The sequence below is a fragment of the Ralstonia mojiangensis genome, assembly GCF_023955645.1.
Classification (GTDB): domain Bacteria; phylum Pseudomonadota; class Gammaproteobacteria; order Burkholderiales; family Burkholderiaceae; genus Ralstonia; species Ralstonia mojiangensis.
Window position 1 is genome coordinate 419,429 of record NZ_JAMXHU010000001.1, and the last position, 11,944, is coordinate 431,372.

The 11,944-nt window shown below is 64.1% G+C and carries 11 protein-coding genes; 6 read left to right on the plus strand and 5 right to left on the minus strand.

Going from position 1 to position 11,944, the window contains the following annotated elements; genetic code table 11:
- Positions 1 to 24: 24 nt before the first annotated feature.
- Genes NG898_RS01980 through NG898_RS01995 form a run of 4 tightly spaced genes read left to right on the plus strand, consistent with a single transcriptional unit; the run spans position 25 to position 3,624 of the window.
- Positions 25 to 960: a branched-chain amino acid ABC transporter permease gene (locus tag NG898_RS01980; RefSeq protein WP_092972803.1), complete on the plus strand. Its 936-nt coding sequence runs from the start codon at positions 25 to 27 to the stop codon at positions 958 to 960.
- Positions 961 to 973: 13 nt separating this feature from the next.
- A complete protein-coding gene (locus NG898_RS01985) occupies positions 974 to 2,101 on the plus strand; it encodes an ABC transporter permease subunit (RefSeq protein WP_092972805.1) in 1,128 nt (375 codons plus the stop codon).
- A gap of 13 nt (positions 2,102 to 2,114) precedes the next feature.
- Entirely contained in the window at positions 2,115 to 2,891 is a 777-nt protein-coding gene (locus tag NG898_RS01990) for an ABC transporter ATP-binding protein (RefSeq protein WP_092972807.1), read from the plus strand.
- A 16-nt stretch (positions 2,892 to 2,907) separates the two neighbouring features.
- Positions 2,908 to 3,624 carry an ABC transporter ATP-binding protein gene (locus NG898_RS01995; protein ID WP_092972809.1) on the plus strand — a complete coding sequence of 239 codons (717 nt, stop codon included), beginning with the start codon at positions 2,908 to 2,910 and terminating at the stop codon, positions 3,622 to 3,624.
- 66 nt (positions 3,625 to 3,690) lie between these two features.
- Here NG898_RS01995 and NG898_RS02000 read toward each other — a convergent pair whose 3' ends face one another.
- The 3 genes from NG898_RS02000 to NG898_RS02010 form a co-directional block, all read right to left on the minus strand.
- Positions 3,691 to 4,167 carry a GNAT family N-acetyltransferase gene (locus NG898_RS02000; RefSeq protein WP_252690863.1) on the minus strand — a complete coding sequence of 159 codons (477 nt, stop codon included), beginning with the start codon at positions 4,165 to 4,167 and terminating at the stop codon, positions 3,691 to 3,693.
- A gap of 80 nt (positions 4,168 to 4,247) precedes the next feature.
- The gene (locus NG898_RS02005; RefSeq protein WP_092972812.1) at positions 4,248 to 5,435 is read right to left on the minus strand and encodes an acetylornithine transaminase; all 1,188 of its coding nucleotides are present in this window, start codon (positions 5,433 to 5,435) and stop codon (positions 4,248 to 4,250) included.
- A 271-nt stretch (positions 5,436 to 5,706) separates the two neighbouring features.
- Positions 5,707 to 6,756, minus strand: a complete 1,050-nt coding sequence (locus NG898_RS02010) for a CDP-6-deoxy-delta-3,4-glucoseen reductase (protein WP_252690864.1) — start codon at positions 6,754 to 6,756, stop codon at positions 5,707 to 5,709.
- Between the two features lie 80 nt (positions 6,757 to 6,836).
- Here NG898_RS02010 and NG898_RS02015 point away from each other — a divergent pair, with 80 nt between their 5' ends.
- Both NG898_RS02015 and NG898_RS02020 read left to right on the plus strand, forming a co-directional pair.
- Positions 6,837 to 7,838 (plus strand): NAD-dependent epimerase/dehydratase family protein, encoded by a 1,002-nt coding sequence (locus tag NG898_RS02015; protein ID WP_252690865.1) that lies wholly within the window; start codon positions 6,837 to 6,839, stop codon positions 7,836 to 7,838.
- 1 nt (position 7,839) lies between these two features.
- Positions 7,840 to 9,507, plus strand: a complete 1,668-nt coding sequence (locus NG898_RS02020; protein WP_252690866.1) for a GGDEF domain-containing protein — start codon at positions 7,840 to 7,842, stop codon at positions 9,505 to 9,507.
- Between the two features lie 2 nt (positions 9,508 to 9,509).
- On the opposite strand, the gene NG898_RS02025 is transcribed toward NG898_RS02020, so the two are convergent.
- Together NG898_RS02025 and NG898_RS02030 are read right to left on the minus strand one after the other, a co-directional pair.
- On the minus strand, positions 9,510 to 11,327 hold the full coding sequence (locus NG898_RS02025) for a chloride channel protein (RefSeq protein WP_252690867.1): 1,818 nt from the start codon (positions 11,325 to 11,327) through the stop codon (positions 9,510 to 9,512).
- 4 nt (positions 11,328 to 11,331) lie between these two features.
- Positions 11,332 to 11,769 (minus strand): MarR family winged helix-turn-helix transcriptional regulator, encoded by a 438-nt coding sequence (locus tag NG898_RS02030; RefSeq protein ID WP_252690868.1) that lies wholly within the window; start codon positions 11,767 to 11,769, stop codon positions 11,332 to 11,334.
- Positions 11,770 to 11,944: the final 175 nt, after the last annotated feature.

An 11,944-nucleotide genomic window follows, 5' to 3' on the forward strand; every position in this document is an offset into this window, starting at 1 on the left:
CAAGGCATAGCAGGAGCTGTTCTCATGGATATCTTTATCCAGCAGATCGTGAACGGTCTGGTGCTCGGCAGCATTTACGCGCTGATCGCACTTGGCTACACCATGGTCTACGGTATTCTCGGCATCATCAACTTCGCCCACGGCGATGTTCTGATGGTTGGGGCAATGTCTGCCCTGACTGCCATCAACTTCCTCCAAAAGTATTTCCCCAATCTGCCTGACTGGCTCACGCTGGTGTTTGCGTTGCTGTTTGCAATGCCGGTCTGCGCCATCGTGGCCTACACCATCGAACGTGTCGCTTACCGGCCGCTGCGCAATGCGCCGCGCCTGGCGCCGCTGATCACCGCCATCGGCGTGTCGATCGTGCTGCAGACGCTTGCGATGATGATCTGGTCGCGCAACCCGCTCACCTTCCCGCAACTGCTGCCTTCGAGCCCGATTGATATCGGCTCCACCGGCGCAACGATTACGGGCAAGGAAATCGTCATCATCGTGGTCTCGATCCTGGTGATGGTTGGGCTGATCCTGCTGGTCAACCGCACCAAGCTTGGCCGCGCGATGCGCGCTACCGCCGAGAACCAGCGTGTGGCAGGCCTGATGGGCGTCAACCCGAACTTCGTGATCTCCGCCACCTTCATGATCGGCGCAGCCATGGCTGCGGTCGCAGGCGTGATGATGGCGACCAACTACGGCAACGCTCACTTCTACATGGGCTTCATCCCAGGCCTGAAGGCGTTTACCGCCGCAGTGCTGGGCGGCATCGGCAACCTGGCAGGCGCCATGGTTGGCGGCATGCTGCTGGGCCTGATCGAAGCACTGGGTGCCGGTTATATCGGCGATCTGACTGGCGGTGTGTTCGGTTCGAACTACCAGGATGTGTTCGCATTCATCGTGCTGATTGGCGTGCTGCTGTTCCGCCCGTCCGGCATCATGGGCGAACGCGTTGCGGACCGCGCATAAGAAGGGGAGCGCCATGACAGAAAATTTCAAAGCGCCGATGAAGACGCGCGCCGCGCTGTACGGCTTCCTGATCCTCGCGATCTTCGCGCCGTTCATCGTGGGTGCCGCAGGTGGCAACTACTGGGTGCGCGTGCTGGACTTCGCGCTGCTGTACATCATGCTGGCCCTGGGCCTGAACATCGTGGTGGGCTTTGCCGGCCTGCTCGACCTGGGCTACATCGCGTTCTACGCGGTGGGTGCCTACATGATGGCGTTGCTGGGTTCGCCGCACCTGTCCAATCAGTTTGAGTGGATCCACAATCTGTTCCCCAATGGGCTGCACCTGATTGTCTGGTGGGTGATTCCGCTGGGTGCCGGGTTGGCGGCGCTGTTCGGCATTCTGCTGGGCACGCCGGTGCTGAAGCTGCGCGGTGACTACCTCGCCATCGTGACGCTGGGCTTTGGTGAAATCATCCGGATCTTCATGAACAACCTCGACCGCCCGGTGAACATCACCAACGGTCCGAAGGGCATCAACCTGATCGAGCCGGTCAAGATCTTCGGGTTCGACTTCTCGAAGCGCCATGACTTCTTCGGCATCCGCTTCGACTCGGTCTACATGTACTACTACCTGTTCGTGTTCCTGGCCGCGATCATCATCATCGTGTGCCTGCGGTTGCAGAACTCGCGTATCGGTCGTGCATGGGTGGCGCTGCGCGAAGATGAAATCGCCGCCAAGGCGATGGGCATCAACACGCGCAACATCAAGCTGCTGGCCTTTGCGATGGGTGCGTCGTTCGGTGGGGTGTCGGGTGCGATGTTCGCGTCGTTCCAGGGCTTCGTGTCGCCGGAATCGTTCGTGCTGTGGGAGTCGATCTACATCCTGGCAATCGTGGTGCTCGGCGGCATGGGCCATATCCCGGGCGTGATCCTGGGCGGCATTCTGCTGGTGGGCTTCCAGGAACTGCTGCGCGCGCTGGCCGAGCCGGTGCAGAACAAGCTGTTCGGCCATGTGATCGTGGAAGCGGAAGTGCTGCGTCAGCTGCTGTTCGGCCTGGCGATGGTGGTGGTGATGCTGTATCGCCCCGCGGGCCTGTGGCCCTCGCCGCGCAAGGAAGACCGTCCGCAGAAGCAGCGGGCTGGTGGACTGTCCCGTATCTGATGGAGGCACGCACATGAGCAACAACAACGTCCTCCTCTCGATCCGAGGAGTCCAGAAGCGTTTCGGCGGCCTGCAAGCGCTGTCCGACGTGAGCCTGGAAATTCGCGAAGGCGAAATCTACGGCCTGATCGGCCCGAACGGCGCCGGCAAGACCACGTTCTTCAACGTCATCACGGGTTTGTACACGCCGGACGCCGGTGAGTTCGTGCTGGGCGGTACGCCCTACCAGCCGACTGCCGTGCACGAAGTGGCCAAGGCTGGTATTGCGCGCACGTTCCAGAACATCCGTCTGTTCGGCGACATGACTGCGGCGGAGAACGTCATGGTCGGCCGCCACGTGCGCACCAAGGCCGGTCTGATCGGCGCGGTGTTCCGCACCAAGGCGGCACGCGAGGAAGAAGCCTCCATCGAAGACTGGGCGCACGATCTGCTGGACTACGTCGGCATCGGCAAGTACGCCAACTACACGGCGCGCAACCTGTCGTACGGTCACCAGCGTCGTCTGGAAATCGCACGTGCCCTGGCCACGCAGCCCAAGCTGCTGGCCCTGGACGAACCGGCTGCCGGCATGAACGCCACCGAAAAGGTGGAGCTCCGTGGCCTGCTCGACAAGATCCGTTCCGACGGCAAGACCATCCTGCTCATCGAGCACGATGTGAAGCTGGTGATGGGCCTGTGCAACCGCCTGACCGTGTTGGATTACGGCAAGGTGATCGCACAAGGCCTGCCGCAGGAAGTGCAGACCAACCCGGCGGTGATCGAGGCCTACCTCGGCGCGTCAGCGCACTGACGCAGAGGAACGGAATATGAAACCAGTAATGTTGAAGATCGACAGCCTGAAGGTCGCTTACGGCGGCATCCAGGCGGTCAAGGGCGTGGATCTGGAGATTCGCGAAGGTGAGCTGGTCACGCTGATCGGTGCCAACGGCGCCGGCAAGACGACCACCATGAAGGCCATCACCGGCCTGCAAGGCTGGGCCGGCGGTGACGTGCAGTATCTGGGCAAGTCCATCAAGGGCGTGCCGAGCTACAACCTGCTCAAGCAGGGCTTGGCGATGGTGCCGGAAGGCCGCGGCGTGTTCGCGCGCATGACCATCGTCGAGAACCTGCAGATGGGCGCCTTCACGCGCAACGACGAGGCCCAGATCAAGGCCGATATCGACCGCATGTTCGGCATCTTCCCGCGCCTGAAGGAACGTGCAAACCAGCTGGCCGGCACGATGTCGGGCGGCGAGCAGCAGATGCTGGCCATGGCGCGTGCGCTGATGAGCCAACCGAAGCTGCTGCTGCTGGACGAGCCGTCGATGGGTCTCTCCCCGATCATGGTGGAGAAGATCTTCGAGGTCGTGCGCGACATCTCGGCGCAAGGCGTGACCGTGCTGCTCGTTGAGCAGAACGCGCGCCTGGCGCTGCAGGCAGCGCACCGCGGCTACGTGATGGACTCCGGTCTCATCACCATGAGCGGCGATGCCAAACAGATGCTCGACGATCCGAAGGTGCGTGCCGCCTACCTGGGCGAATAAGCACCCTCAAGCATCATGAAGAAGCCCCGCAATTGCGGGGCTTTTTCTTTGCGCGTGCCCGACGATTCAGGCAGATGCTGCTGTGTAGATGTTCGGCCGATGCAATTGCATGAACCCGACGCCTTCCGGCACATCGGCAAAGCCATGTTTGCGATAAAGCCAGTCGGCGCCCGTTGTCACCAACACTGTGCGGCGCAGCGTCTGCAGGTCCGGATGCTCGCGCAGGAAATCCATCAGCGCGTGCGAGACGCCTTTCCCGCGCCAATCCGGTAGCACGAACACATCGCATAAGTACCCGAACGTTGCACGATCGGTAATGACCCGCGCAAAACCCACGAGCTCGCCATGTGAGTCATCGTCGTTCTGTCGATAGGCGGCGAAGCAGAGCGAATTTGCGACCGATCGGTCAAACACATCGCGGGGCAGGCCGCGGGCCCAGAACGTTTCCTGCGAGAGGAAGTTGTAGATGTCGTCCAGCGGAAGCCACGCGGAATCATCGGACAACACGATCCCCGTGGCCGGAACTTCTCGCGTCACGGCCATGGCAAACCTCAGAGTGGGAGCAGCGATGGAGCGATGAAGGGCGACGCATTGCGCGCCGCCCCCGGGTCGAACGATGCGTGTTAGGCGTGCGCCTTCAGCAGCGTGCGCAGCATGCCGATCATCGTGTCGATCTCTTCGGTCGTCACGTTGAGCGCGGGCATGAATCGGAGGATGTTCGGACGCGGGGCGTTCAGCAGCAGGCCCGTCGGGTTCATCTCGCGCGCGGCTTCGACCAGTTGGCCGCCGATGTCCTTGCCGAGCAGCAGTGCGCGCAGCAGGCCGTCACCGCGTTCGCCGGCCAAGCCGAACTCTTCGCTCAGCTTGAGCAGTTGCGTACGCAGATAGGCGCCGCGTTCTTGCACGCCGGCCAGGAAGCCCGGGGCCAGGAGTTGCTCGATCACCGAGCAGCCGACGGCCGTCATCAGCGGGTTGCCGTTGTAAGTGCCGCCTTGGTCGCCGGCCTCGAAGCTGGCAACTTCATCCGTGCACAGCAGGGCCGAGAGCGGCACGCCGCCGCCGATGCCCTTGCCCAGCGTCATGATGTCCGGCTCGATGTTCGAAAGCTGATAGGCGAAGAGCGTGCCGCAGCGGCCGCAACCGGCCTGCACTTCATCAACGATCAACAGGATCTTGTGCTTCTTGGTCAGCGCGCGCAGTTGCTGCATGAATTCCGGCGTGGCCGGCAGCACGCCGCCTTCGCCTTGCACCGGCTCCAGCATCACGCCGACCGTCTCGTCCGTGATGAGCGCTTCCACCGACGCGATGTCGTTCAGAATGGCCTTCGGGAAGCCTGGCACCTGCGGCGCGAAGATGGTGTCCCAGCCGGCCTTGCCCGACGCGCTCATGGTGGCGAGCGTGCGGCCGTGGAAGCTGTGGTCAAACGTGATGATCTGGAACGCGCCGTTCTTATGCTTCTTGCCCCACTTGCGAGCGAGCTTGATGGCACCTTCGTTGGCTTCAGCGCCGCTGTTGGCGAAGAACACCTTGTCGAAACAGCTGTGCGCGGTCAGTAGGCCGGCCAGCTTGGCCATTGGCTCGTTGTAGAACGCCGGGCTCGGGTTGATCAACTTGCGGGCCTGCGCGTTCAGCGCTTCGATCATGCCGTCGTTGGAGTGACCGAGGCAGTTGACGGCCCAGCCTTGCACGAAGTCCAGGTATCGCTTGCCGTTGTGGTCCGTCAGCCACGAGCCCTTGCCTTCGGTGAAGACGATCTCGGGCCGGTTGGTGATGTACATCAGGGACTGGACGGGGTAGTCAGCAAACGCCATGGCAAAGCTCCAGAAAAAGGCGGCAGGAAGATGAAAAACCGAAAAAACGCGAGTTGGAAAAAGACAAAGGCCACGGGGGTTGCCCCGTGGCCTTGTGATCGTCGAATCCTGTGAACCCGATATGCAATCAGCAGACAGCCGCGCGGCTTCCCGGAGGGAGCAACGTACGGCGGCGTCGGAGGTGCAGGGCTTGGTTCATAAGGCGCAAGAATAAGACGGATGCCAAGTCAAGTCAAAACGAAATTTTGACCTTCTTGGGATTTGTGCAACGTCAGCCGGCCGGGTGGAGATCTGCCTCCGAGGTGAAGGAATCGGCGAAAAACGCGTCCGGGTGCATTCCGCACTGGGCGGCGAAGTCTGCGCGAGCCGAGTTGATCACCACCGGCGCGCCGCAGGCGTAGACCTCGTGGCCCGACAGATCGGGGTGATCGGCCATCACCGCTTGGTGAACGAAGCCGGTGCGGCCCGTCCACGCGTCTTCCGGCAAGGCGTTGGAGACGACCGGCAGGTAAGTGAAGTTCGGCAGCGTGCGCGCCCATTCTTCGGCCTTGGCGTGCATGTACAGGTCTTGCGGGCGACGGCCGCCCCAGTACAGCGTCATCGGGCGCGTGCTGCCGATGAACTGGGCGTGCTCGATGATCGCCTTGATGGGCGCGAAACCGGTGCCCGAGGCCAGCAGAATGATCGGCTTGTCGGATTCTTCACGCAGGAAGAAGCTGCCCAGCGGACCCTCGAAGCGCAGGATGTCGCGCTCCTTCATGGCCGGGGCGCCTTCCTTGGCACCAAACACGTAGTCCGTAAATGCACCGCCCGGCATGTGGCGGATGTGCAGCTCGATCGGGCCTTCCTCGTGAGGCGGGTTGGCGATCGAGTAGCTGCGGCGCTTGCCGTCGCGCAGGAGGAATTCCACGTACTGCCCGGCCAGAAATTGCATACGCTCGGTGGCAGGCAGTTGCAGCTTGACGATGGTGACGTCCGGCGCGGCCTTTTCCAGCGATGCGACGCGGCACGGTATCTTCTTGATGGGTACGTCGCCAGCGCCTTGCACCTCACGCACTTCAATCGTGATGTCAGTGGCGGGCGTAGCGCAGCAGAACAGCGCGCGGCCTTCGGTGGCTTCCTGGGCGGACAGCGCGTTGGGCGAGTGGTTGCCCTGGACGATGGAGCCCTCGCGCACGTGGCCCTTGCACGAACCGCACGCGCCGTTTTTGCAGCCGTATGGCAGGCCGATGCCCTGGCGCAGCGCCGCTGCAAGGATGGTCTCGCCGTCTTCGGCCTGGAACTGGCGGCCGCTTGGCAGCACGTTGATCTGGTAAGCCATACTACAATCCGAATATGTTGAAAAGTGTGTCTGGTCGCCCGTCTGGGCATGCAACGATGGTCAATCCGGCAGCACGTCCGATGGTGAATCAGTCAGCCGCTCGGCCATCCAAAACCGCACTGCGCTTGGGCCTTCCCCGCGTGCTGATCGTCGGCTGCGGCGATGTCGGGCAACGCTGCCTGGCGATGCTCCGCACGCGTTTTCGCGTCTTCGCCGTCACCTCGCGCGTTGAAGGTCGCGCTTCGTTGCGCGAAGCCGGCGCCGTGCCGATTGTCGCCAATCTGGACGATCCCGCGTCGCTGCGCCGCCTGCGAGGTTTAAGCCCCCGCGTGCTGCATCTGGCGCCGCCGCCCGCTATCGGCAACGATGATCCGCGTACCGCCGCGTTACTGCACGCGCTGACGCAGCCGGCCCCGGTTTCCCTGGCCACAAAACGTCGCATTTTACCCGAGCGGGCACGCAGGTCGGGTGGCCTCACTGGCCGCTTGAAAACTCGCCTCCAAGCGCGTGCGTTCGTGTATGCCAGCACCAGTGGCGTTTACGGCGATGCGGGCGGTGCCTGGGTCGACGAATCCCGCACGGTAAAGCCAACCACGGCCCGTGCCCAACGCCGTGTCGCCGCTGAGCGCCGCGTGCGCTGGTTTGGCGCGGGCGGCGGCTGGCGCACGTCGATTTTGCGCATTCCCGGCATCTATGCGGCGAATCGGCTACCCGTCGCGCGGCTCGAACGCGGTACGCCCGCCTTGCGTACGGAAGACGATGTCTACACCAACCACATTCACGCCGACGACCTTGCGCGCGCCGTCATTGCCGCGCTGTTCCGCGGGAAACCGCAGCGCATTGTGCATGCCAGCGATGCATCGGAGCTGCGCATGGGCGATTACTTTGATGCCGTGGCCGACGCGCGAGGCTTGCAGCGGCCGCCGCGCATTTCGCGGGCCGAGGCCGTCCAGCAGATCGAACCGGCGCTGCTGTCGTTCATGAGCGAATCGCGCCGGCTGCGCAATACACGGCTTACGCGCGAGTTGCGCGTGGCGCTGCGCTACCCGACGGTGGCGGATTTCCTGAGCAGCGAGGCCTGATATGAAAGCGCCCGCGCCCGCACCTGCAACCTCGTCGCACGGCGCCCGGCTGCGCCTTGCGCGGTTGGCGCTTTGGCTGTCGGCGGCGGTAGTGGGCGTAGGCGTCTCCTGGTTTGCCGCCTGCGTCGTGGCGGATTCGATGAGCGCGCGCGACATGCAGCAGATGGTCGATGCTCGCCGCCAGCTGGCTGCGCAGGTGGCGGAGGGGATGTCGAACCAGATCACGGCCGACGTGGCCTTGCTGCGCGCGCTGCCGCAGACGCTCGCGCAGATCGACGCTATCCCACGTGCCGTGGCGCGCGTCGACACCCGGCGCTGGAACCTGATGGATCAGGGCTCGCGTGCTGAAGAGGCGATGTCGCACCCGGAAGTGGTCGACATCGATGCGTTCCTGAACGCGACCGCCGGCAATCTCGGGCTGGACTACGTGTGGGTCGTCAACGAGCACAACTACGTGGTGCTCGCCAATAACGCCGGTCATCCCGATTCGTTTGTCGGCGTGCAGTCGAGCATGCAGCCGTACATGAAGGAGGCGATGCTGGGTGGCCTGGGCGAGCAGTTCACGGTGGGCCGGGTGACGGGCGTGCCGGGCCTGTTCTTCGCTGCGCCGGTGTATGACGCCGGTGGATACCTGGTCGCGGCGATGGGCACCAAGGTGAGCCTTGCGAGGCTGCAGCACTGGGTGTCGCACCCGACATCGCTGGTGACAGATCCAAACGGGTTGATCATTCTGTCGACAGATGCGTCGCTGGTGGGGAAGATCCTGCCGGATGCGCGCCTGCAGCGCATGGGTGCCAGCGACCGGTACAACGCCTACCAGCGCGTCGATTTCGAGCCCTGGCCCTATCAGCCTACCGCCAGCGCGCATCACGATGTGCCCGGCTGGGTGCCGGCCGAGGTGCGCGACACGCTGGCCTGGCGTGAGGGCAGTGCGATGCCTTCGCTCACCGTGTCGCGCAATGCCAGTGCGGACCTCACCATCGTCGTGGCCGAGCCGCTGCCTGCGTGGGGCCAGCAGCTCGCCAACCACGCGCGCAACCGCGCGATCGGCTTCGTGTTGTTCGTGAGCGTGCTGGTGACGTTCGTGCTGGTGGCGTGGTCTCTGGTGCGCGAGCGCCAGCATCACCGTGTAACGCGCCATCTCAACCAGCGGCTGCAGCGCACCAACAGCGCGCTCGCCAATGAGGCGCATTTCGACCATCTCACGGGTGTGCTGACGCGCCGCCGTTTCCTGGCGCTGTTCGACACGGTGCTCGCGCGTTCCCACAACCGCGCCGAACCGCTCGTGCTTGTGCTGGCCGATCTGGATCACTTCAAGCGCATCAACGACACATGGGGCCACGCTGTGGGAGACATGGCGTTGCAGCGCTTTGCGTCGCTTGCCACGGGCGTGCTGCGCAGCAGTGATCTGGTCGGGCGTCTGGGCGGCGAGGAATTCGCCATGGTGATGGGCCGCACCACGCTGGACACGGCCACCGAGGTGGCGGAGCGCCTGCGTACGGCGGTGGCCGAGACGGACGAAAGTTTCCCGACCGGGCTGTCGATGACCGTCAGCATGGGCATGACGGTCTGCCGGCCGGGCGATACCGCGTCGGAGATGCTCAAGCGCGCTGATCTGGCGCTGTATCGCGCCAAGGAAAGCGGGCGCAACCGGCACGTGGCCGGCTGAGACTAGCGCGCGACGCGGCCCGCGCGGCGACGGCGAAGTTCAAGCTGCGTGCGCGTGCCCGCCAGCGGCACACGGCGGAAGCGCTCGCGGCGCTGCTCCTCATCAAAGAACGCCAGCGAGGGTTTGACCAGATCGCTGCGCGAAACAATGCCCACCAGCGAGCGCGATTGCGAATCGGCCACCACCGGCAGCCGCTCCAACCCATGCACTGCCAGGCGCGTGGCGACGATGCGGCAGGTCTCGCCGGGCAACGCCATCACGGGAGCATTCGCCCCAAACAACTCGGCAACGGTGATGGCGCCGCGCTTCTGGCCTGCCAGCAGCGCATCGCGGTCGAGCATGCCGATCAGCCTGCCATTCGGCCCGCCGTGCACCACCGGAAACGCCCGGTGCGCCTGGCTGGCGCCAAAGCGGTTGGCAAGTGTATCGGCCAGCGTGGCCTGCGCGTCGATGGTCTGCACCGAACGCGTCATCACCTCATCCACGGCGTGACGCTCGAGCGGATCGACGGCGTATTCGCGATAGATGTGGAAGCCGCGGCGCGCGATCTTCTCGGTCATGATCGAGCGCGGCATGGTCAGCACGACAAAGCCGTAGGACACTGCCACTGCCAGCAGAATCGGCAGCAGCGCATTCACATCGTGTGTGAGCCCGAAGGCGAAGACGATGGCCGTGAGCGGGGCGCCCAGCACACCGGCCAACATGGCAGCCATGCACACGAGCGGCCACAGGCCCGGGTCTCCACCCGGCAGCACGGGGCCGATCAGCACCCCCAGGCCGGCACCCATCATCAGCAGCGGAGCGAGCACACCGCCCGACGTGCCGGAACCCAGCGCGATCACCCAGATGATGGCCTTGACCACCAGCAGCGCCAGCGCCACGCTGATGGCGAGATGGTTGTGCAGCAAATCGCCGATGACGTCGTAGCCGACACCCAGCGCACGCGGCTCGAAATAGCCTCCAATGCCAACCACCAGACCGCCGATGGCCGGCCACCACATCCAGTGGATGGGCAGGCGGCCGAACAGGTCTTCGGTCTTGTACAGCGCCATCGACAGCGAGCGTGCAAGCGCGCCGCACAGCAACCCGGCGATCACGCACGAGCCTAGCGCTGAGAGCGTCGCCGGTGCGGTTTCCAGTGGGAAGAGGGGGCCGGGTTCCAGCACCAGCACACGCAGAAAGCCCGCCACGGCGCACGCCACCGCCACGGGCAGCATGCTGCGCGGGCGCCATTCGAACAGCAGCAGTTCCACCGCGAGCAGCAGCGCGGCCACCGGCGTGCCGAACACGGCCGTCATGCCCGCCGTGGCACCGGCCACCAGCAGCGTCTTGCGCTCGGCGGCCGTCAGCTTGAAGAACTGCGCGAACAGCGAGCCGATCGCGCCGCCCGTCATGATGATCGGGCCTTCCGCGCCAAACGGGCCGCCGCTGCCGATCACGATGCCCGAGGATAGCGGCTTGAGCACCGCCACCTTCGGCGACATCTTGCTCTTGCCGAAAAGGATCGCCTCAATGGCCTCGGGAATGCCGTGGCCGCGGATCTTCTCCGAGCCAAAGCGCGCCATCAGCCCGACGATCAACCCGCCGATGAGCGGTACCGCAATCACCCAGGCGCCGAGCGTGTTGGTGGCCGGCGAGCGGTCCGCCAGCGACAGCGTCTGGAAAAAGAACAGGTTGGTGAAGAAGCGGATCAGATTGAGCAGCACCACCGCTGCGAGCGTCGCAAACGCTGCAATGACAACCGCCAGCGCAGTGGTGCGGAACAGCGTGGTGTCGGTCGCAAAGTCGCGCCGGTGCTGGTGGTGTTCAAGGGTTTGCATGAGATTACTGCTCGGCGGAGGGTTCGACGGGCTGATCGAGGTGGGGAATCTTGAAAGCGCGGCTGAAGGCCGACAGCTCGCTCTGATGCAGCCCGGCCAGTAGCGCGACGAGGTGGTCACCTTTCCTGGAGAGATGCACTTCCACTTGGCGTGCATCGGTGTCGCTCTGGCGGCGTTCGACCAGGCCCGCTTCTTCGCAACGCGTAATGAGCGCCGCCGTGCCATGCGGCGCGGCCTGCAGGCGCTCGGCCAGTTCGCCGACGGTGGCCCATTCGCGCCCGGCATAGCCTTTCACGTGCAGCAGCAACTGATACTGCAGCGGCGTGATGCCCTTGGCGTGGATGAGGTCTTCAGAGGCGCGCAGGAAGCGGCGCAGGTGGTAGCGGAAATCGGAGAGGCTCTCGAAGTCCTGTTTGGACAAAGGTCGGGCGGGGGTAGACATGGCGGAATCAAACGGTTCAGACCCGAATATATCATGACGTGATATATGTGGGAAAACCTGCCTCCTGGTGCATTGCCAACCCGGAGTGCGTTCTGAATTGCATGGATTGTTGATTGCCAATCAAGACTGTTTCGTCGACGGGCGGGTTTTTCTGCAAAGGTGGAGCACGCACACT